The following is a 19,603-nucleotide window of genomic DNA, read 5'->3' as shown; positions in this document are numbered from 1 at the left end:
GTGATCTCCATTGCATCGATTTGCGCGCTTTCGTACCCGGCCGATGCGTTGCCGCGCGCAATCGGACGCGTCCGATTTTTCTCCCGATGGCATCGCCGTAACATTTCGTCTTGCCGTCGCGGTGTGCCCGGATACCTTGTGATCCTGCCGCGACCCCGACCGACTGTCTGAAAATACGCATGAATTTCATCTCACTATGCCGCCGCACCGTGTTGCGTCGGCTTCTCATTTGCCTACTGATATTGGCGATCACGCCGGCGTCAGATGCCTATGCCGATTGCTTCGCGCAAGCCGGTAAAAAATACGCCATCGATCCGCTGCTGCTGCAAGCGATCGCACAGGTGGAGTCGTCAATGAATCCCCGGGCGCTCAACCGCAATCGCAACGGTAGCGAAGACCTGGGCCTGATGCAGATCAACAGTTCGCATCTGGTACGACTGGGCAAGGACGGCATCACGCGCCAGCAATTGCTCGATGATGCTTGCCTGTCCGTGATGGTGGGCGCCGGCATCCTGTCGGAATTCATTGGCCAGTTTGGCTATACCTGGCGTGCCGTCGGCGCTTACAACGCCGGCGGTGGCGCGGGTCGCGATGTGTTGCGCGAGCGCTATGCCGGCAAGGTGATTCGCGAATACCGTCGCCTGAGCGCCAGGCCTGCGTTGATTGCGCCGGAGAAAATGTAAGCGTCTGCCTGCATGGAAGCAGTTACAGGCGCGTCGTTTGCGTTGTCAGTGACGGATGTTCAAGATCCTCCGTCGCATTGCGGCGCGAACGCGAGACGTGGCTCAGCGCTTGCTGCGCCAGTCCGCCTACCCATTCAAGACTCATCATGACAAGAAAGCAGATGCCGAACGGAATACCTCCCGGCGAATGGAAAAATACCCGCATCGCCAGATCGGCCAGTTGCAGGATGCCGGTAGCAAACAAGCGCATGGCAGCGGTGATGGCGATGGCCTGCGGCTGCGGTGTTTCGATGGCGAAATCTTGACGATAGCCGGCGCCACGAAAGAAGGAGAACACCGCCGTGCTGGACGCTGCTTCGGTGGCTTCGATCGCCGCCGCCGGAACGATGGTCTCGACCGCGTTGCACGCCATCGCGCCGGCTTCGCACACGAGCGGAGCTACATGCTGCGCGAACAGCAACATCCACGATGCGGCCGACAGGCCGTAGCAGACGCCTGCCGCCGACAACGCCGGCCAGTGCGGCGCCGGATCGCCGTCGGCCCGCGTCAACGTGACGCGCGGCCCCGCATTGCGCAAGCAGCTTTGCAGCGGATCGCGCACCAGCACATAGGCCATGTCGCTCAGGCCACCCAGCGCAATCGCGCCGGCCAGGCCTGCTGACGGCGCTGCGTAGGTCGCCGCCACCGGCAACATCATCAGGCCGCCGCACAGTGCCGCCGCGGCGCGCGCCGCCATGCGCGGCCGTGTCGACAGGATGCTTTGCGCGGCAGTAAGACACAAGCCGGTGGTCGCCGCGCTGCGAATGGCGCAGCCGGCGATGGCCAGCGGCATGGCCGCCGCGCCCAGCTCGGCCGGAAGCAGTTCCTTCACCATCCAGCTCGCCGTGCGCCCGGCTGCGGTGGCGAAGCCAATACGCAGTGCACTGCTGAGCATCGCGGGCACGGTGCTGTTCACCCATGAGGCAGAACCGCGCGCCGACGCTTGTTCTCCCTGTGCCGTTGCTCCCTGAAAATCAACAGACATTATTTGCGCGTGTACGTGTGTGAGGGCGTCGTTGCTGACGGTCGCTACGCCGCTGACGGCAGCCGGCAGGCGCTGATCGGTAACGCCGCCGCCCACTGGCACGCTATCGCTCAGATGGAGCGGTGTTCCCGTGATGGCGACGACCTGCTCGCGCAGCTGCCCGAACGATGGCGGGAATGCCATTTCCTGGGCAGAGAGCAGACAAGCAGGGCTGGCGGTGGGTGAGCTGGCGGGACTGAAGTGCAACATGGAATTCCTTCGCGAAAGAGGGGTAGCAGACATGCGTGCGACAGGAAGCAACGACGTCGCGACGAACGCGATGGACCTCACAGGCCATGATGAGTTCGGAAAAAACAGGCGCGGACAGTCGTCGGTGCAAGGAGGATAGGAGCGCGAATTTCGGCTTTCATCCGAGTCCGAAGGAATGGTGAGGCAATTTAATTCCAGTCCTATTTTTCGATTGGAGGCGCGGGAATAAACTTTCGGTTCTTTGGAAGTTGTGTGACAAATCAAGGACGGGGGGCATGTCGTGCGTCTTGTCGGGAAGCCAATCATGGATAGCCAGGACGTACAGACATTGACCAAGTTGCAAGCCTTCATCGACCATGCCCTGGGTGTCTCGCCGGGGATGCCGACCGGCGGCAATGCCACTGCCGGTCCGGCGTCGCTGATGGCAATGCCAGCCGTTGACGACAAGCGCCTGACGATCAATTTCTTGCGCATGGCGATCGACGATACGCCTGAATACCGGCACATCGCGGCATCGTTGCGGCGCACTGAAGCCTATTCCATGGTGTCTTTTCTGTTGCAGGAAGGGCAAGGCGAAAAGGTCGAAGATCTCAGTGCCCGCTACGGCATTTCGGCCGGCCACTTCCGTCGCCTATTCCGCGCCGCATTGGGTGGCAGCCCCAAGTCCGCACTCAAGGACTGGCGTCTGGCGAAAGCCGTGCTGGCGGTGATAGAGCGACAACATTCGGTCACCGAAGTGGCCATGGCGCATGGCTTTGCGTCGCCGTCGCATTTTTCCAGCGAAGTCAAAAAATCGCTCGGTCTGAGCTTGACGCATCTGTTTGATGCGCAAAAAAAATAGAGGATATCAGTGTGAAAAAGTGGAATATGTCGGGCCCCTCACGGTGGCTCGTGGCAGCGGCTTTTCTGTCCGCTCATCCGTTGGTATCGGCGCTTGATGTCGGCGCCGCCAACCGTAAACTCAACGTCGCCGGGGGCGATTTGGCGGCAGGTTATGTCGCCCGCCAGGAAAACATGCGCGCCTTTTTCGGCGGCGTGTCGTCTTACATCGGCAAACCCATCATCGTCAGCAAGCTGGCGGCGGGCAAGCAGATCTCCGGCGAATTCAACTTCGCCGCAGGCGACATTATCAGCAAGGTCAGCCGCCAACTAGGCCTGATCACCTACTACGACGGTAACGCCATCTACGTCTACGATGCCAGCGAAACCCGCAACAGCGTGATCAAGCTGAAGAACGTTACGCCCAAGGCGCTGGCCTCGTTCCTGAAAAAATCGGGACTGGCCGATCCGCGCTATCCGCTGCGCGGTGACGGCATTGATACCTTTTATCTGGCCGGCCCGCCGATCTACGTTGATCTGGTGACGCAGGCGGCCGAGTTCATGGACAGTCAGGACGCCGGCATGGGTAATCAGCATGTCGAAGTGATCAAGCTCAACAACACCTTTGTTACCGATCGCGCCTATACCCGCCGCGATGAAAACATCGTCATTCCCGGTATCGCCACCGTGGTTGAAAAGCTGTTGGCGGGGGAGACCGCTCAGGCTGCGCCGGCGGTGACCAAGTCCAACAGCGCCACCTCGTTGCTGGATACGCAGATCGACCGCGCGCCGGTGTTGCCGGTGGATGCTGTCGCGAACGCTAACCTGCCTGCCGATGCAACGGCCAAGCCGCAGCCGGCCGGCAATATCCGCATCATCGCCTATCCGGAAACCAACAGTTTGCTGGTCAAGGGAACGGCCGAACAAATTCGTTTCATCCGCAATCTGGTGGAAGCGCTGGATGAGCAGAAGCGTCACGTCGAACTGGCGCTGTGGATCATCGATCTGCAAAAGGACGATCTCGATCAGTTGGGCGTGAACTGGCAGGGCGCCATTTCCCTCGGCAACAAATTCTCCGCCGGACTCAACAGCGGCACGCCGCTGAATTCGTTCAGTACGCTGGAAGGCAACAAGTTCATTGCCTCCATCCTAGCGCTGACGCGCGACAACAAAGCGCAGATCGTCTCGCGGCCGGTGGTGCTGACGCAAGAAAATACGCCGGCGATGTTCGACAACAACCGCACGTTTTACACGCAGTTGCTGGCCGAGCGCGCGGTGCAACTGGAGAAGGTGACCTACGGCACCATGGTCAACGTGCTGCCGCGGTTTACCGCCAAAGACGAAATCGAACTGTCGCTCAACATTGAAGACGGTAGTGAAGTCCAGCGCAACGAGACCGCCGCCGGCGGCACCTTGCCTACCGTGGGACGTACGACCATCAGCACCGTCGCGCGCGTGCCCAAGGGCAAGAGCTTGCTGGTAGGCGGTTATACCCGCGGCGAGAGCGGTCAGTACGTCGGCAAGATTCCGTTGCTGGGCGACTTGCCGCTGGTCGGCGGCGCCTTTCGCTACCGCCAGACGCTCAACAAGAACACCGTGCGCGTGTTCCTGATCCGCCCGCGTGAAATCACCGAGGGCATGGACCTGAGCAGCGAGAACATCGAAGAAGCGGTCGAGTTCGAAACGCTCATCAGGCAGATGGACAAGACGCGCGAAACCGCACGTCAACAGCAGGAGAGTCTTTTCAATGGTAGCTAACATCCACGGCGCCGGCAGCACCATCGTTGCCGCCCGCGTGCTGGCCGAGACGCGCCAGAAAGAATCGCTCAAGGCCGCCAGCGACGGCATGGCGCAAGCGGCCGATGTCGAGAATGCCGACGACAGCACGCCGGCAGCGTTGCAACAGAAACTGGCGGACATGGCCGACGACATGGCTAGCGTCGCCACGCAGTTTCGCAATCGTCGCGAGTTCGAAAAAAAGGGCGCTTCCAGCGAAGGTTTTGAACGGGTACTGGACGAGGAAGCGGCTCCCAAGGCGCAAAAGCTGGTGGAAGTGCTGGCGGTGCAGAACCTGTCGATGGATGCGTTGCTGGCACAGGCGCGCAGCCTGTTTCCAGACGACAGCGACTTGTTCCTCGTGCTTGGGGAATTACTCAAGCGCAAACGGCTGGCCAACATCCAGCGCCGGCGTCTGGAGAGCTTGCTGGAGACGGTGACCCGTCAGGCCAATCCGAAAATGCTCAAGGGCGGCATCAACTGCGCGCTCAAGGCGCGCCTGTTTGGCGCCGCACTGGGCTTGCAGGCCTCGTTGTTGCGTCAGACTTATCGCCGTTTTCTCGAAAGCGAGCGCAAGCCGCTGGACGACTATGAAGACTGGATCGCCAGCTACGGTTACAAGGTGCGTCACCTGGTCCTGGAGTTCGTTGAAGAATCGCTGGGTACGGATATCCGCGCCGAAGACCCGAGCTGCGACCACCTCGAGTTCAGCTATTTGCTGGCGCACATGCGCAAGCTGCATCTGTTGCGCACTGCCGACCGTGAATTCGTGATGTCGCTACTGGCCAAAAAACTGACGCCGTCCTATGCACAGGAGGAAGCCGACTGGCTGCTGTTGCTGTGCGGTCTGGTCGGTCGTCAGATGCCTGCCGATCAGCTGTTGCCGCAAGCGCTGGGGGCCTGTCTGTTGCCGACCCATGCCGAACGGTCAACCTGGCTCAATGCCGTGCGCAGCGCCTACAAGCGCCTGCCGCCGGAATTGTTTGCAACGCCCGGCGAGAGCAGTGCCGGCGCCGACGCTGCTGCCCAGACGGCCAACACCGCCGACGTGATCGCGGTCTTCGATCAATTGATTGACCACAGCTATGCGGCGGAACTGCTGGAGCAGCGCCGCACGCCAACCTGAGCCCAGCCATGATTGCCCGATTTCTTACCAACGCCCGCGCGCGGCCGGAACTGATCATCGTGATGCTGATGGTGATGATCATCGCCATGCTGATCGTGCCGCTGCCGACTTTTCTGGTGGACTTCCTGATTGCGCTGAATATTGTCATCGCCATCCTGTTGTTCATGGGGTCGTTTTACGTCGACAAGATTCTTAACTTCTCGACCTTTCCGACCATTCTGCTGATCACCACGCTGTTTCGCCTGGCGCTGTCGATCAGCACCAGTCGCCTGATCCTGACGCAGGCCGACGCCGGCGAGATCATCGCAACCTTCGGTGAATACGTCATCGGCGATACGCTCATTGTCGGCTTCGTGATCTTTTCCATCGTCACCATCGTCCAGTTCATCGTCATCACCAAGGGCTCGGAACGGGTGGCGGAAGTGGCGGCGCGGTTTTCGCTGGACGGCATGCCGGGCAAGCAGATGAGTATCGACGGCGACCTCAAGGCCGGCGTCATCGACGCCGACGGCGCCAAGGAGCGACGCAATATCCTGGAACGCGAGAGCCAGCTGTACGGCTCCTTCGACGGTGCGATGAAGTTCATCAAGGGCGACGCCATCGCCGGCATCATCATCATCCTGGTCAACCTGATCGGCGGCATCGCGGTCGGCGTGACGCGCCATAACATGGACATGTCGACCGCGTTGCAGACCTACACCATGCTGACCATCGGCGACGGCCTGGTGGCGCAAATCCCGGCGCTGCTGATTTCCATCAGCGCGGGCTTCATCGTCACCCGTATCAACGGTGACGACGCCAATCTCGGCCGCAACATCATGGGCCAGTTGCTGGGCATGCCGTTTGCGGTCGCCATCACGGCGCTGCTGGCAGTCGTGGTGGCGTTCCTGCCGGGTTTTCCGGCAGCGGCGTTCCTGTGTCTTTCACTGGCGCTGGGTTTGTTCCTGTATCTCGGCCAGCGTCGTCGCAAGCGCGAATTGCGCGCAGGCGAGGCGGCTGCCGATACCGCCGTTTCCAGCCGTACGCCGCAGCCCGATGAAGAGGGCGATCAGCCGCAACTGGGTCTGATTGCAGACCTCGATAAAGTTGCCACCGAGACAGTGGTGTTCATCCTGCTGGTGCCACAGGCGCAGCAGAAATTGTTCATCGATGAGCAATTGGCACAACGTCTGCGCAGCCAGTTCTTCATCGACTACGGCGTGCGTCTGCCGGAATTCATGGTGCGCGGTTCGGCGACGCAGGAGAAGGATTGCGTGGCGCTGCTGATCAATGAAATCCGCACTGAAACGCTGCAGGTGCGTTTCGACAAGCTGCGCATCGTCAACATGTCGGATGAAGTGGAACAGCTCGGCATCAACGTCGAGATCCTGCAGGACGGCGCGCGCCAGGACTGCCATTGGGTCGCGCCGTCGCATCGCGATGCATTGGTGAAGTTGGGCTTCCAGCTGCGCAGCGCGCAAGACGAGTTGTACCAATGCCTGGTGGCGGTGCTGGTCAAGCACGTACCTGAATTTTTCGGCATCCAGGAAACCAAGAAGATGCTTGACCAGATGGAAGGAAGCGCCCCCGATCTGCTCAAGGAAGTGTTGCGCAACGTCACCGTGCAGAAGATTTCAGAAGTGTTGCAGCGGTTGTTGTCGGAGCGCATTTCGATTCGTAATTTCAAGCTGATTCTGGAATCGCTGGTCCAATGGGGCGGCCGTGAAAAAGACGTGATCGCATTGGTTGAACACGTGCGCGGCGCCATGGCTCGTTACATCTCGCACAAGTTTGCGGTCGGCAACAAACTGCGCGTGGTGATGCTATCGGCCGACATGGAAGAGCAGGTGCGCAAGGGCATCCGGCAAAACTCCAGCGGCGCCTTCCTCAATGTCGAGCCGGCGGTGTCGGAAGAAATCATCGACAAATTTGCGTTGCTATTCCAGGCGTTTCCGATTGCACAGAAAGATCTGATCGTGCTGACCGCCGTCGACGTACGCCGCTTCGTCAAGAAGCTGCTGGAAGCACGCTTCAAGGATCTTGATGTGATCTCGTTCGGCGAAGTCGCCAGCAATGTCGAGGTCAATGTCCTCAAGGTTATCTAAGACGCATTTTTATGGGAGCAAGCATGCAACAACTCAGTCTTGGCGAACTCGTCAAACAAGCTCTTTTGCACACCGGCTGTGATCCGGCGCTGATCCGTGAACTGGACCACCACGCCACGGTGCAGATCGACCTCAGCGATGGACCTGCGTTGTTTGTCGGCAACCTGGAAGAGCGCGTGGTGATCTGGAGCGACCTGTGCGAATTTCACGACAGCATTGTGCGGATGCGGTCGCAGGCCTTGCTGCAGGAACTCATGGCAGGCTTTCCCTACAGCGCCAACAAGCAACTGGTGCTGCGCGAAAGCGAAGGGCAGTTGCAGGTTTATGCCGATGTTGCCGCCGCGTGCCTGGCCGACGTCGACGCGATGGCGGAGGCGATCAATGCCTTTTTTGAAAGCCAGACGCGGCTGCTGGAGATTATCCGCCAATGAAGGTTACGCCATTGCGACTGCTGCGGCAGTTTGTGCATCCCCATTGCCTGTCTGGACCGATCATCGAAGCACCGCTGCGCAACGTCGCCGTGGGAGATGTCTGCGATGTGCGCCGTCACTGGCGCGATAACGAGGTTGTCGCGCGCGCACAAGTGGTTGGATTTCGCCGCGACATGGCGGTGCTGAGCCTGCTCGGCAATCCGCGCGGTCTGTCGCGCGAATCGGTGCTGGTGCCGACCGGCGGCGCGCTGACCGTGCGCATGGACGACAGCATGCTGGGTGCGGTGCTTGATTCCAACGGTACACACATTGCCAGGCTGGCGGCACCGCTGCCGGCCATCCATCCCGAGCGCTGGTGTGCGCTTGATGCGGATCCGCCGTCGTTCGACCGGCGTCGGCCGATCAGCGAGGTATTTCATAGCGGCATTCGTGTGCTGGATGCGCTCACGACCTGCGGCGTCGGTCAGCGTCTCGGTATTTTCGCCGCGGCGGGCACCGGAAAAACCAGCCTGGTGACGATGCTGATGGAGCATGCATCGGCCGACGTCTTCGTGGTCGGCCTGATCGGTGAGCGCGGCCGTGAAGTCACCGAGTTCGTCGAGGAGATGAAGAAGTCGCCGCATAGCCGGCGTAGCGTGGTGGTCTATGCCACCTCGGACGCTTCCTCGGTCGATCGTTGCAATGCGGCCTTGCTGGCGACCTCGGTGGCGGAGTACTACCGCGACCACGGATGCCGCGTGGTGCTGATCCAGGATTCGCTGACACGCTATGCGCGCGCCTTGCGCGATGTGGCGCTGGCGGCTGGCGAAGCGCCGGCGCGGCGCGGGTATCCGGCCTCCGTATTTGAGGCATTGCCGCGTCTGCTGGAGCGTCCCGGGGTGACAGACAGCGGCAGCATCACGGCGTTTTATACCGTGCTGCTGGAAAGCGACGACGAAGTCGACCCCATCGCCGAAGAGATTCGCTCCATCCTGGATGGTCATATTTATCTCAGCCGCAAGCTGGCCGCCAGGAATCACTATCCGGCAGTCGATGTGTTGCGCAGCCTGAGTCGCGTGGCCGGCCAGATTTGTCCGTCGGTGCAATTGCAGGCCGCAGGCGTCATCCGCGAAAAACTGAGTCGGCTGGAAGAGCTGCAACTGATGCTCGATCTCGGCGAATACCGCGCTGGTGAAAACACCGCAAACGACCGCCTGCTTGAACAAAAGGACGCCCTGATCGCCTGGCTGCAGCAAGCGCGTAACAGCGCGGCCAACGCTGACACGCTGGTGGCGCAGATGGTGAACCTTGCCGCGTAAACGCCAGGCGTATCAGGCGTTGTTGCTGCATAGCGAGCAGCGCCTGCAGGCCGGTCGTCGCCGTCTGGCGCAGCAGCGTCAGCGCCTGGCTGCGGTGCAGCAGGAATGCCGCCGCCTGCAGGGCGAAATCGGCGTGCAGCAGCAGCTGGCCCGCGCCGGCAATCTCAACGGCGCAGCACTGGACCGTCAGCAACTGTTCGGCTGGCTGCGCAAGAACGCCGCCGACCGTCGCCGCAGTCAGGCGCTGCGGCTGGAGCTGCACCGCCAGCAGGAGCTAGGCAAGGAATGCGCCGAACAGGTCAGCGCTCAGCATGCGCAGTGCCGTCATCTGGAAGGTCGAACCGAGCGCTACCAGACACTGCTCGTGGGCGAGCAAAAAAAAGCCCGCTTGCGACAACTTGAAATTGAAGAATGTGAAATAGAGGAACGTTTGTCATGGTCGAAATAAAAAATGGGAATACGTCGCTGCTGCAGAGTGCCGCGACCGCGGAAAAAAACGTGCAGAGCGTGCAGGATCGTCTGATGCAGGCCGGCGAGCGCGATCGTCACAATCGCGATGAGGCCGACAGCATTGATCAACTCGTGTCGACCGTGCAGGAAATGCTGCCGCAGATGCCGTCGCTTGGTTTGCGGGTCGAAACCAGTGGCGCGCCACCGGCAGAAAAAACAGGCAAGGCGGGTAAGCCGGTCCTGCATGCAGGCGGAAGCCATTCCCTGGACACCTCCGCCGGGACAAGCTCGCGGCCGCAGTCCAAATCTGTGCAGGGTGCCGGCGTCAACGGCGCCGCAACAGGTCCGCAGCTGACGGTGATGCAGATACGACGCGATGTGGGCGAGGACAGCCTGTCGTCGCCTGAGGCGTCCGGCATTCGTGCTGTTGCAATTGGTCCGACGGAGGCATCAGGCGGCGGGCGAGCGAGTGCCGCGGCGTCGGCATCGTCAACATCCATGTCAAGTGACGCTGTCGAGGTTGCCGACGCTGCTGCGCGCAAGTCAGCCGACGCAGCGCGCGACGCCGAAGCGGGTCGCAAGCAAAGCAACGCGTCAGCCACTGACGAGATGCCGATACCGGCAAAACCGTTGAATGCTGAAAACGCGCAGCAGGCGCATAAATCCGGCACAGCGAATGAAACGATGCCGGCCGCACGTACGCGCGCCGAGGTCGCTGCAGTAACCGCCAACGCCGCCAACGCCGCCAATTCCGGTGGCGGCGTCACCCAGGACGGCTGGGTCTACCAATTTCGTTCCTGGGGTACGCAGCATGCCGTCAGGGTGTCGCAGACGCCCGGTATGAACAGCGCGTCATCTTCGTCGTTTGCCGCGCTGGCCCTGCATCCGACCAGCGCGCTGGTGGAACAGCGCCTGAACGCGCACGGCGACACGACAGGCCGCAGCGACCAGTGGCTTTTACAGGAACACGGCGAAGAAGGACGGCAACAGCAGCAAGGCTCGCGGCAGCAACAGCAGGAGGAGGATGAATCGTGAGTTATCCCTCTTTGCGCCGCGTTGCCGCTGCCGAATTGCGCGCCCGCGCCGCGTTGGCGCATTGGCCGCGACGCGATGCGGCGCTGACCGGACGTCTCGCTTATTCGCCGCTGCCGCGTCATTCCGGTGTCGTGGCCGTGCATGCCTACGCTCAGGGTCTGTGCTGGCGCGGCCATGTCGACCTGAGAGAGTGGCTGGCGATTACCTCGCCTGAACTGGCAGCGCTGGCCTGTATGGGGGACCGGGGCGATGAACACGCGCTGGCGTTGTTCGACGCCGCCGAACAGCCGTTGAGCATGCCTTTTCGTGCACTGGACTACGACTGTCTGCGCATTCAGCACGATGCCACCTCTGTTACGCCTGCTGCGCCTGACACCTCCACATCGCAACCCTGTCTGTTGTCGCTGCGCACGCCGCAAGGCCGCGTCTGGTTCAGCGATTTTCCCGACATCGTGGCGCCCGTTCCAGATGACCTGTCGCGCGCCGCGCAGGCGCTGCCGCTGCTGTTGGACTGGCGCATTGGCAGCAGTCAGGCCAGCCGCCGCCTGATCGGCGGATTGCGTCGGGGCGATGTGTTGTTGATCGCCAATGAAGCATTTGAACTGAGCAGCGCCGGCACCGCCATAGGGCGCTTTTCAATTAACCAAGATGGAGAAATCACTGTGCAAGCAGCAAGCCTGAAACAACCGAAAGAAACCAGAATAACGGCGTCCGCAAACGTGGGCGCAGATGCAGATGCGGCGCTGTCGGCGATGCCAGCGACATCAACGACACCGGCGGCACCGGCGACACCAACCATCGCCGCCTCGCTGGCGGACATTCCGTTGCGCCTCGATTTTGTCCTGCAACGCCGCCTGATGACCGTGGCGGAACTCGATACGCTGTATCGCGGCCAGGTCCTGCAATTGGATCCGCAGGCGGAAAAGCAGGTGGAGATCACGGTCAACGGCATGCGTCTGGCGACCGGCGAACTGGTCGAGCTCAACGGTCGCCTGGGCGTTGAGCTGCACGATATCGCAGGCGGCAAAGCGGTTGCCGAAACACACCGTGTCTAACGATATTTCCCTGATCGGGCTGCTGGCCCTGGCGACACTGCTGCCGTTTCTGGTCGCGGCGGGAACCTGCTATTTGAAGTTCTCGATTGTGTTCGTGATGGTGCGCAATGCAATGGGCTTGCAGCAGGTGCCGTCCAATCTGGTTCTCAATGCTGTGGCGCTGATGATGTCGGTGTTCGTCATGTTGCCGGTGGCGCAGAACGTCTACGACTACCAGCGTGAGCATCCCGTCAATTTCTCCAGTCTGGCGTCGGTCGAATCCTTCGTCGACCACGGTCTGGATTCCTATCGCGGCTATCTGCAGAAATACAGCGATCCGGAACTGGCCGCCTTCTTCGAAAAAATCCAGACAGCGCGTCTGGAGGAAAAGAGCACGCCGCGCCTGGAAGGAGACGATCGCATCTCGATCTTCTCGCTGTTGCCGGCCTATGCGCTGAGTGAAATCAAGAATGCGTTCAAGATCGCGTTCTACCTGTATCTGCCGTTCGTGGTGATCGATCTGGTGATTTCCAGCATCCTGCTGGCGCTGGGCATGATGATGATGAGTCCCGTGGTGATTTCGGTGCCGGTCAAGCTGATCCTGTTTGTGGCGCTCGACGGCTGGTCCATCCTGAGTCAGGGGCTGATCCTGCAATACATCGATCTTGGCAGCGGAGGCTAGGCACATGGGCGATATCGTATATGCAGGCAACAAGACCCTGTATCTGGTGCTGATGCTGGTGTTGTGGCCGGTTGCCGTGGCTACCGTGGTGGGTTTGCTGGTGGGCCTGTTCCAGACCGTGACGCAGCTGCAGGAGCAGACGCTGCCGTTCGGCATCAAGCTGCTGGCGGTGAGCTTTTGCCTGTTTCTGCTGTCCGGTTGGTACGGCGAAGTGTTGCTCGGCTTCGGCCGTGAAGTGATGCGCCTGGCGCTGGGATGAACCCGGCCATGAATACCGCCATGAGCACTGCGCTGTTTTTCGACATCAACACCTGGCTGCTAGGCGCGACGCTGGGCTTCGCCCGGCTGGCGCCGGTGTTCTTCATGCTGCCGTTTTTCAATACCAGCGTGTTGAGCGGCGCCACGCGCAGCGCCGTGATCATGATCGTCGCAATGGGTTTTTGGTCCGCACCGATGGACGCCATGGCAGTCGTGGAGACCTGGACTTACGTCGCCGCCATCATGCAGGAATTGTTCATCGGCGTGATCCTCGGGTGTTTGCTGGCATGGCCGTTCTGGGTGTTCCATGCGGTTGGAAATTTCATCGACAACCAACGCGGGGCCACGCTGAGCAGCACTATCGACCCGGCTAACGGCGTGGATACCTCGGAGATGTCCAACTTCTTCAACATGTTTGCCGCGGCGGTTTATCTGCAGGGCGGCGGCCTGATGTTGTTCGTGCAAGCGGTCAGCGACAGCTATCGCCTGTGTGACCCCTTGCAGGGATGCCGCTTCTCCGGCGCGCCTCTGTTATCGCTGTTGACCGACATGGCGACGCGCATGATCGTGGTGGCCAGTCCGGTGATCGCGGTGATGTTGTTGTCCGAATTTACGCTGGGCCTGTTGTCGCGTTTTGCGCCGCAGCTCAACGCTTTCTCGGTGTCGCTGACGGTAAAAAGTCTGGTGGCGGTGCTGGTGCTGCTGATGTATTTCGGTCCGTTTTTTCCGGACGAGATCATGCGTCTTGGCGGCATGGCGCAGCAGTTGCCATTGTGGTTTGAGGAGCGCTGACCATGGCCGGCAGCAAAACTGAAAAGGCCACGCCCAAGAAGCGCCGCGACGCCGCCCGGCGCGGGCAGTCTTTCAAAGCGCGCGATCTGGTTGTGGCGTGCCTGATTTTTTGCGGCGTGCTGTTGGTGTTCTGGCTGGGCTCGCTGGCCGAGATCGGCGCGGCCTTCATCGGCGCCGCGCGCAGCGGCTTCACCCTCGACCTGCATCGCTACGTGGCGGATGTGTTGTTGCTCGGGCTGAAAGTTGTGGCGCCCATCATCGCGCTCTGCATCGCGGCGACGGCCTTGCCCTCGTTGGTGCAAAGCGGTTTTTCGCTGGCCGGCGAAGCGCTCAAGCTCAACTTCGGGGCGATCAATCCGGTCAAGGGCTTCAAGAAAATATTCAGCCTGCGCACGGTGAAGGATTTCATCAAGACCCTGCTGTATCTGGTCAGCTTCGGCGTGGCGATCATGCTGGTGTGGTGGTGGCATCGGGAATTGATTTTTTCTCAGGTGCACGCCTCGATTGCCGAGATCATCGGCATCTGGGGCAAGCTGATCATCAGCCTGGTGCTGATCTGCCTCGCTTGCATCTCGTCCATTCTGGTGCTTGATGCGCTGGCCGAATTGTTCCTTTATCTCAAGGACCTGCGCATGGACAAGCAGGAGGTCAAGCGCGAGCACAAGGAGCTCGAAGGCGATCCGCTGATCAAGAGCAAGCGCAGGCAAGCCCACCTGGAATTGCTGACGGCGCAAGACAAACACGACATCGAAAATTCGCGCATGGTGATCGCCAACCCGACCCACCTGGCTATCGGCATCTACTTCAAACCGGAACTCACGCCGATTCCCTTCGTATCGATACGCGAGCGCAACCAGCGTGCGCTGGCAGTGCGTCAGTACGCCGAAAAAGTTGGCGTTCCGGTGATCGTCGACGTTTCGCTGGCGCGCCGGCTGTATCGCACGCACGCGCTCTACGCCATGGTCAGCATGGAAGAAATTCATGCGGTGGTGAGACTGTTGCTGTGGTTGCAGGAAGTGGAGAGCGCCGGCGCCGATGTCGGTGTTGATGTCCATGCCGAAGTTGAAGCCGATGCCGGTGAGAAAGGCCGCAGCTAGCCGTCTGCAAGGGGTGGTATGTGCGTTTTTTTAACGCGCGCCCAATCTGTTTATTTGATACTGGCGTTATCGGTTGATGACGCGAAAGGAGTCTGCAGCATGAGTCATCAATATGACAACGACACCGTAGAGCAAGACCTCGAGGTCATCCTCGATGCGGTAAACCAAGGCGTCACGCTCAAGGAAATTCACGGTATATCCGACGAGCAGATGGACGGGCTGTATAGCCTGGCCTATGACTTTTATAACCAGGGGAGGCTGGATGAAGCGGAGAAATTCTTCCGTTTTCTGTGCATCTACGACTTTTATTGCGTCGATTTCCTGATGGGGCTGGCGGCGGTTTATCAGCTCAAGGAAATGCACCAGAAGGCCGCCGACATCTACGCGATTGCGTTTGCTCAGGGCGAGGCCGACTACCGGCCGATGCTGTACGCCGGTCAGTGCCAACTGGCCATGGGCAAATCAGGCAAGGCGCGCCAGTGTTTCAAGGTAGTGCTGGAGCAGGCCGACGACGACGCGTTGAAGGCCACTGCAGCAGCCTACCTGACCGCCTTGCAACGACACCGGGCATCAGCCCCGGTGAACTCTACCTCAGATACATCACGGGAAAATTGATATGAATATGGCACATGTAGGTGCGCAGGGAGCGCAGCTCGACTTTCTGTCCAACCAGCCGATGAGCAAACGGGCCGAGCAGCTGACAACGATGCCGCCGGCCATCCTGAAGGAAGCGGAGCGAGCGGCGCAGGAACTGGCGGCGCTGATTGCCGATGCGGCCGAAGAAGATCCGGCCTCGGGCAAGCAGCGTCGCAACAGCAATGCGGCGAAGCCGCAACTGACGCCGCCGCGCCAGGCAGCTGCGCGCAGCGCGGCACCGGCCGACACCGCTGCAGACAGCCGCAAGGCCGGCTTGTTGCTGGCGTCGATGATGTCGGCGCTGGAGCAGGCCAATCTGAGCAAGCTCGCCTTCAACGCCCATTCGGCAGCTACCCGCGACGCTGTCCGCAACGCAGGCAACGCCAGGCTGGCGGAGGAATACGAAGCGGCTCAGAATGCCGTCGCCGAAGCCATCGACCAGCTTGATGCCTTGAAAGACAAACTCCCCGGCGCGACCGACAAGGTCAAAGCGCTGGAGCAGCAACTGGCCGACGCCGAGGCGGAGCTGGCGACGTTGGAGCCGGACACCCAGGAGTACGAGGCGGCGTTGCAGAGCAGCGACGCCTTGCGTGAGGCGTTGGGGGCGGCGAAGAACGAACTGGCCGGCGTCAAGAATGCAGTGCAGGCGCAGCAAGACCATGTGCTTGAATTACAAAAGGTGACTGATGAGCTGCTGTCGCGCGCCAACATACAGGGCGTGGACGTGCCGCGCACGGCGGTGGAAAACGACGTCAGCAACATCACGCGCATGCTGACCCTGATGATGCAATTGGGTGAACTGCTGCTCAAGACCGGTGAAACGCGCTCGGAGATGCAGCGCGAACTGCTGAAAGTGCAGGAAGACGTGCGCGTCAAGAAGTTGGCCAAGGATGCCGAAAAAGCCGAGAAGGAGTTGGCCAAGGCTGAGGCGATGAACAAAGCCATGGGCTGCGTCGGCAAGATCCTCGGTGCGGTGGTGACGGCGGTCGCGGTTATCGGTGCGGCCTTTACCGGCGGCGCCAGCCTGGCGCTGGCCGGCATCGGCCTGGCCTTGATGGTGGCCGACGAAGTCTGCCAGGCGGTGACCGGCAAGTCCTTCATGCAAGAGGCCTTGAAGCCCCTGATGAAGTTGCTGCAACCGCTGCTGCAATTCGTCATGGACAAGGTCGCCGCCATGATGGAAGGCCTGGGCATGGATGCGCAGACCGCCAAGATGGCCGCCATGATCGCGGTCTCGGTCGCCATCGCTGCGGCGGTCGTGGTGCTGGCCGTCACCGGTGCCGGCGGCGCCATCGCCAGCGCGGTATCCAACGTGGTCGGCAAACTGAGTTCGGTGCTGACCAAGGTGCTGGAAAAGACGATCGCCAAGCTGGTGCCTGAAATGCTGAAGAAGTCGATTACCCAAATGGCCAAGCAGGTGTCGAGCGCGGCAAGCAAGATGTTCGACGCCGTTTCGCAGCGCCTGGGCCTGTCTACGGATGTGACCAGCAAGCAGATGTACGCCAGCAACCTGGGGCGCGTGTCGGCCGGCGTCAACCTGGGCAAGACCACCATCAACGGGGGCCTTGAAGTCGGCGTCCAAGACGCCAACATGAAAGTCGCGAAAGCCGTGGCAGGCATGAAGTTCACCATGAGCGAACTGGATCTGCTGCATGACATGTTCGCCAATCTGCTGGAGCAGTTCAAGAACGCATTCACGGTATCGCAGGGATTTTTCAGTCGCGCCAGCGAGGCCATCAACCAGCGCACCAGCACTGGCGTGGCCGTGGCGCGCGCCGTGCGCGGCGCACGTTCCGCCTGATTCAGCAGTACTCAATTTATTGAAAGGATACACAATGCAAATTTTCAGCAACGCACCTTCCCTGGCGAGTGCAGCCATTTCCCATGCACAGGGCACGATGGGGGAAGCCCGCAGCAAGGAACAGATTCCGATGTCGACTTTTTTCTCGTCGTTGAATCTGGATGGCGCCGAAGGAAGCGACGAAGCCCAACTGCGCAATACCTTGCGCGATGGATTGGGGGCAATGTCGCCGGAGTCGCACAAGGAAGTGGTGTCGGCGCTCAAGGATCTGGCGCGCACCGCCTCTGGAACCGATGTCGGCGAGCTTATCGACGGCAAGCTGCCGGATGTGGAAAAGGAAGCCCACAAGGGCGCGGGCGTGGATCGTCTGCTGGAATTGCTGTTCATGCTGATGATGTTGCTGGGGCAGGCGAATACCGCGCGCAACGGCAATGCCGCGAAGTTCGGTGAAATTTCGGTGAAGCAGGCGCAAGCCTCCGGCGACAAGGGCGTGAATGCCGCCAACAGCAATTTCGGTGGGGCGCTGGCCGGCATGGTGCTTGGCACCGTCACTGCTGGCGTCGGCTTCCGCCAGTTTTCCAAGGGCACTGCAGGGCAGACCAAAAACATTTCCACCAACGGCCGTGATATCAAACAACTGCGCCATGAGAACACCCAGGCCGGCAATGCGCTCAATCGTCCGACCTCGCCGATGACTGCCGCCAGTCCGCAGCAGCGTGTGAATACGCTCGACGCGCAAGGTCGTCCTGTCAATGTACAAAACAACCAGCCGCATCTGGGCGGCGACGAGCATGCCGTGCTGAACCAACCGTCCAATCGTACGGAGGTGCGCGTTGCCTCGCAGGAGTTGTCGCAGCAGGAAAACTATCAGAAATATGCCGAACAGCAGTATGCCGGACAGGTCATCAATACCTTCGCGCCACAGGTGTCGAACTTGGCGCAGACCGGTGCGGCGGTGAATGCCGCGGCGCAAACCGCAGCCGGCAAGATCAACGAAGCGGAAGGCGCAGTGGCGTCGACCGTGCAGCACAACGAAGAGCAGGCCGCGCAACGTTCGGTCGATCTGTTACTGAAGATTTTTTCGCTGATTGTCACCTCCTCGGAGCAAAGCCGCAGCACGCTGGATTCCATGTCGCAAGCCATCAAGGCTTGATGGGAAGAGGACTGCATCATGGAAATCAAACAAGCACAATTGCCGCTGGCCATGCCGGCGACCACGATGGACGACGCCGGCAAAGCTGCACGCAACGCCGCCACTGCGCAGGAGGCGCCGGTCACCGTTTCCGCAGACGGTTCGGAAGCGATGCAGGAAGCCTTGCTGAATGCCGCGCGCGATATGCACGATGCGCAAAGCGCGCGTTACCAGGCGCATGAGGAGGCGAACGCGCAGGCCAAGCGCGCGCTGGGCCTAGACGGGGGCGGGGTCGACGGCGGCAAGCTGGATGCGTTGCAAGAGGCGCTGGCTGCGGCAGCGCTCAGCGAGAAGCTGGATGGCGGACGCGAGAAAGCGGCCGCAGAGACGTTTTTGAATCTGCTGCGCAATGCTACAGATAGCAAGGCGGCTGACGCGGGCGGCGCAGACAATCACGGCGCTGGCGAGACACCCGCTATTTCTCCGTATGCTGCCCGCAGCCTGCCATCGCCTTATAGCGCGAGCGACAACGGCAGCAAGTCAGGCAACAATCTTGGCGATATCTGGAAAGAGCTGGCGGAGATGATCGGGAAGTCGGAGAAAGGCGATGTCGCCGACTACGGCGCGGCACTAGACCAGTACACCAAGCTGTACCAGGCCATCTCCGACATTCTGGCCAAGTTCGGCACGTGGGTTCGCGCCGACGACGACAATTACATGCGGGTGGATTTTGCGGCGCTGAAGCAGGCGCTGACAGAATTGCTGAACAAATATGAGAATCCGACCCAGGATCAGGTCATTGCCGGCAAGGCGCCCACCGGCGGTATCAAGGAAGACGAAGCCAAGGCAATTTGCGAGAAGCTCGGCCTGGATCCGAAAGAATGCTGTCACAAGAATGGCGACGGCACCTATTGCGTCATTCCCGACATGAGCCAGATCAAGAAGATGATCGCCGGATTGCCGGCCAGCAGCGACAACCACAAGATCTCCATCGCTTCCTACAACGCCTGGAAAGCCGGTTTCGATTCGCAGATGAGCCGCATCGAAGATTCCCTGCAGACACGCGGACAGAAGTACAGCAATACGTACAGCCGTTTTGAAAACTTCCACAAAACCATCAGCTCGATCATTCAGTCGATGGCGGACATGTTGCGGCAGTTCCTGCAATTTTAATCATTGAATGAAGGAGTTCAATC

Annotated in this window: 19 protein-coding genes; 18 read left to right on the top strand and 1 reads right to left on the bottom strand. The window is 60.6% G+C overall.

The genetic code is table 11. The annotated features are described in order from the left end of the window. Positions 1-179 precede the first annotated feature (179 nt). Positions 180-683 (top strand): transglycosylase SLT domain-containing protein, encoded by a 504-nt coding sequence (locus hmeg3_RS15855; RefSeq protein ID WP_094564578.1) that lies wholly within the window; start codon positions 180-182, stop codon positions 681-683. 22 nt (positions 684-705) lie between these two features. Here hmeg3_RS15855 and hmeg3_RS15850 read toward each other — a convergent pair whose 3' ends face one another. Next, on the bottom strand, positions 706-1,956 hold the full coding sequence (locus hmeg3_RS15850) for a hypothetical protein (protein ID WP_094564577.1): 1,251 nt from the start codon (positions 1,954-1,956) through the stop codon (positions 706-708). Between the two features lie 304 nt (positions 1,957-2,260). On the opposite strand from hmeg3_RS15850, the gene hmeg3_RS15845 reads away from it, so the two are divergent. The 17 genes from hmeg3_RS15845 to hmeg3_RS15765 all read left to right on the top strand — a co-directional run bounded on the left by hmeg3_RS15845 (position 2,261) and on the right by hmeg3_RS15765 (position 19,580). After that, positions 2,261-2,797, top strand: coding sequence for a helix-turn-helix domain-containing protein (locus hmeg3_RS15845; RefSeq protein WP_094564576.1), 537 nt, complete (start codon positions 2,261-2,263; stop codon positions 2,795-2,797). A gap of 11 nt (positions 2,798-2,808) precedes the next feature. Then, positions 2,809-4,533 (top strand): type III secretion system outer membrane ring subunit SctC, encoded by a 1,725-nt coding sequence (gene sctC / locus hmeg3_RS15840; protein ID WP_157739289.1) that lies wholly within the window; start codon positions 2,809-2,811, stop codon positions 4,531-4,533. Next, positions 4,523-5,677, top strand: coding sequence for a type III secretion system gatekeeper subunit SctW (gene sctW, locus hmeg3_RS15835; RefSeq protein WP_094564574.1), 1,155 nt, complete (start codon positions 4,523-4,525; stop codon positions 5,675-5,677). The genes sctC and sctW overlap by 11 nt, the downstream gene beginning before the upstream one ends. A gap of 8 nt (positions 5,678-5,685) precedes the next feature. After that, positions 5,686-7,761, top strand: a complete 2,076-nt coding sequence (locus hmeg3_RS15830; RefSeq protein WP_094564573.1) for an EscV/YscV/HrcV family type III secretion system export apparatus protein — start codon at positions 5,686-5,688, stop codon at positions 7,759-7,761. A gap of 23 nt (positions 7,762-7,784) precedes the next feature. Next, positions 7,785-8,192 (top strand): hypothetical protein, encoded by a 408-nt coding sequence (locus hmeg3_RS15825; RefSeq protein WP_157739288.1) that lies wholly within the window; start codon positions 7,785-7,787, stop codon positions 8,190-8,192. Beyond that, on the top strand, positions 8,189-9,490 hold the full coding sequence (sctN, locus tag hmeg3_RS15820) for a type III secretion system ATPase SctN (RefSeq protein ID WP_094564571.1): 1,302 nt from the start codon (positions 8,189-8,191) through the stop codon (positions 9,488-9,490). Before hmeg3_RS15825 ends, sctN begins: the two co-directional genes overlap by 4 nt. Next, the gene (locus hmeg3_RS15815; protein WP_094564570.1) at positions 9,480-9,938 is read left to right on the top strand and encodes a hypothetical protein; all 459 of its coding nucleotides are present in this window, start codon (positions 9,480-9,482) and stop codon (positions 9,936-9,938) included. Before sctN ends, hmeg3_RS15815 begins: the two co-directional genes overlap by 11 nt. Next, on the top strand, positions 9,926-10,975 hold the full coding sequence (locus hmeg3_RS15810; RefSeq protein ID WP_094564569.1) for a hypothetical protein: 1,050 nt from the start codon (positions 9,926-9,928) through the stop codon (positions 10,973-10,975). The genes hmeg3_RS15815 and hmeg3_RS15810 overlap by 13 nt, the downstream gene beginning before the upstream one ends. Then, on the top strand, positions 10,972-12,030 hold the full coding sequence (gene sctQ / locus hmeg3_RS15805) for a type III secretion system cytoplasmic ring protein SctQ (protein ID WP_157739287.1): 1,059 nt from the start codon (positions 10,972-10,974) through the stop codon (positions 12,028-12,030). The genes hmeg3_RS15810 and sctQ overlap by 4 nt, the downstream gene beginning before the upstream one ends. After that, positions 12,023-12,691 carry an EscR/YscR/HrcR family type III secretion system export apparatus protein gene (locus hmeg3_RS15800; protein WP_094566397.1) on the top strand — a complete coding sequence of 223 codons (669 nt, stop codon included), beginning with the start codon at positions 12,023-12,025 and terminating at the stop codon, positions 12,689-12,691. The genes sctQ and hmeg3_RS15800 overlap by 8 nt, the downstream gene beginning before the upstream one ends. Positions 12,692-12,695: 4 nt before the next feature. Further along, positions 12,696-12,950, top strand: coding sequence for an EscS/YscS/HrcS family type III secretion system export apparatus protein (locus hmeg3_RS15795; protein ID WP_094564567.1), 255 nt, complete (start codon positions 12,696-12,698; stop codon positions 12,948-12,950). A gap of 8 nt (positions 12,951-12,958) precedes the next feature. Next, positions 12,959-13,741: a type III secretion system export apparatus subunit SctT gene (sctT, locus tag hmeg3_RS15790; protein WP_232511668.1), complete on the top strand. Its 783-nt coding sequence runs from the start codon at positions 12,959-12,961 to the stop codon at positions 13,739-13,741. A 2-nt stretch (positions 13,742-13,743) separates the two neighbouring features. Next, on the top strand, positions 13,744-14,838 hold the full coding sequence (locus tag hmeg3_RS15785) for an EscU/YscU/HrcU family type III secretion system export apparatus switch protein (RefSeq protein ID WP_094564566.1): 1,095 nt from the start codon (positions 13,744-13,746) through the stop codon (positions 14,836-14,838). Positions 14,839-14,937: 99 nt separating this feature from the next. Next, positions 14,938-15,453, top strand: coding sequence for a type III secretion system translocator chaperone SicA (sicA, locus tag hmeg3_RS15780; protein WP_094564565.1), 516 nt, complete (start codon positions 14,938-14,940; stop codon positions 15,451-15,453). 1 nt (position 15,454) lies between these two features. Beyond that, positions 15,455-17,275 (top strand): type III secretion system translocon subunit SctE, encoded by a 1,821-nt coding sequence (sctE, locus tag hmeg3_RS15775; RefSeq protein ID WP_094564564.1) that lies wholly within the window; start codon positions 15,455-15,457, stop codon positions 17,273-17,275. 34 nt (positions 17,276-17,309) lie between these two features. After that, positions 17,310-18,428: an IpaC/SipC family type III secretion system effector gene (locus hmeg3_RS15770; protein ID WP_094564563.1), complete on the top strand. Its 1,119-nt coding sequence runs from the start codon at positions 17,310-17,312 to the stop codon at positions 18,426-18,428. A gap of 18 nt (positions 18,429-18,446) precedes the next feature. Beyond that, positions 18,447-19,580, top strand: a complete 1,134-nt coding sequence (locus hmeg3_RS15765; protein ID WP_094564562.1) for an IpaD/SipD/SspD family type III secretion system needle tip protein — start codon at positions 18,447-18,449, stop codon at positions 19,578-19,580. The last annotated feature ends 23 nt before the right edge of the window (positions 19,581-19,603 follow it).

Source organism: Herbaspirillum sp. meg3, from assembly GCF_002257565.1.
Lineage (GTDB): Bacteria > Pseudomonadota > Gammaproteobacteria > Burkholderiales > Burkholderiaceae_D > Herbaspirillum.
Note: the sequence above shows the minus strand (reverse complement) of the source record. Positions and strands in the feature narration are given on the sequence as shown.

Excerpts from the sequence above, each read along its gene's own strand:
- hmeg3_RS15825 (WP_157739288.1), top strand. The coding sequence starts at position 7,785 with ATGCAACAACTCAGTCTTGGCGAACTCGTCAAACAAGCTCTTTTGCAC.
- sctE (WP_094564564.1), top strand. The coding sequence starts at position 15,455 with ATGAATATGGCACATGTAGGTGCGCAGGGAGCGCAGCTCGACTTTCTG.
- sctT (WP_232511668.1), top strand. The coding sequence starts at position 12,959 with ATGAATACCGCCATGAGCACTGCGCTGTTTTTCGACATCAACACCTGG.
- sctN (WP_094564571.1), top strand. The coding sequence starts at position 8,189 with ATGAAGGTTACGCCATTGCGACTGCTGCGGCAGTTTGTGCATCCCCAT.
- sctW (WP_094564574.1), top strand. The coding sequence starts at position 4,523 with ATGGTAGCTAACATCCACGGCGCCGGCAGCACCATCGTTGCCGCCCGC.
- hmeg3_RS15770 (WP_094564563.1), top strand. The coding sequence starts at position 17,310 with ATGCAAATTTTCAGCAACGCACCTTCCCTGGCGAGTGCAGCCATTTCC.
- hmeg3_RS15845 (WP_094564576.1), top strand. The coding sequence starts at position 2,261 with ATGGATAGCCAGGACGTACAGACATTGACCAAGTTGCAAGCCTTCATC.
- hmeg3_RS15855 (WP_094564578.1), top strand. The coding sequence starts at position 180 with ATGAATTTCATCTCACTATGCCGCCGCACCGTGTTGCGTCGGCTTCTC.
- hmeg3_RS15850 (WP_094564577.1), bottom strand. The coding sequence starts at position 1,956 with ATGTTGCACTTCAGTCCCGCCAGCTCACCCACCGCCAGCCCTGCTTGT.
- hmeg3_RS15785 (WP_094564566.1), top strand. The coding sequence starts at position 13,744 with ATGGCCGGCAGCAAAACTGAAAAGGCCACGCCCAAGAAGCGCCGCGAC.
- sicA (WP_094564565.1), top strand. The coding sequence starts at position 14,938 with ATGAGTCATCAATATGACAACGACACCGTAGAGCAAGACCTCGAGGTC.
- hmeg3_RS15810 (WP_094564569.1), top strand. The coding sequence starts at position 9,926 with ATGGTCGAAATAAAAAATGGGAATACGTCGCTGCTGCAGAGTGCCGCG.
- hmeg3_RS15830 (WP_094564573.1), top strand. The coding sequence starts at position 5,686 with ATGATTGCCCGATTTCTTACCAACGCCCGCGCGCGGCCGGAACTGATC.
- hmeg3_RS15795 (WP_094564567.1), top strand. The coding sequence starts at position 12,696 with ATGGGCGATATCGTATATGCAGGCAACAAGACCCTGTATCTGGTGCTG.
- hmeg3_RS15765 (WP_094564562.1), top strand. The coding sequence starts at position 18,447 with ATGGAAATCAAACAAGCACAATTGCCGCTGGCCATGCCGGCGACCACG.